A 617-nucleotide genomic window follows, 5' to 3' on the forward strand; every position below is an offset into this window, starting at 1 on the left:
CGCGTGCTCTCCGGAATCCAGCCCACCGCAGGCTCGTTCCACCTCGGCAACTACCTCGGCGCCGTGCGCCAGTGGGTGGCCCTCCAGGAGTCGCACGACGCGTTCTACATGGTCGTCGACCTGCACGCGATCACGGTCCCGCAGGACCCGAAGGAGCTGACGGCCAACACCCGGCTGGCCGCGGCCCAGCTCCTGGCCGCCGGTCTCGACCCCGAGCGCTGCACGCTCTTCGTCCAGAGCCATGTCCCCGAGCACGCCCAGCTCGCCTGGATCATGAACTGCCTCACCGGTTTCGGCGAGGCCAGCCGGATGACGCAGTTCAAGGACAAGTCGGCCAAGCAGGGCGCCGACCGCGCCTCCGTCGGCCTGTTCACGTACCCGATCCTCCAGGTCGCGGACATCCTGCTCTACCAGGCCAACGAGGTCCCGGTCGGCGAGGACCAGCGCCAGCACATCGAGCTGACCCGCGACCTCGCCGAGCGCTTCAACGGCCGCTTCGGCCAGACCTTCACGATCCCGAAGCCGTACATCCTCAAGGAGACGGCGAAGATCTACGACCTCCAGGACCCGGCGATCAAGATGAGCAAGTCGGCGTCCACGCCGAAGGGCCTCATCAA

1 protein-coding gene is annotated in these 617 nt (G+C 67.6%); it reads left to right on the forward strand.

From position 1 onward, the window contains the following. On the forward strand, positions 1-617 hold a 617-nt coding region (trpS, locus tag G6W55_RS38115; RefSeq protein WP_217687884.1), incomplete at both ends, for a tryptophan--tRNA ligase.

The sequence above is a fragment of the Streptomyces sp. CAI-85 genome, assembly GCF_013363615.1.
Lineage (GTDB): Bacteria > Actinomycetota > Actinomycetes > Streptomycetales > Streptomycetaceae > Streptomyces > Streptomyces antibioticus_B.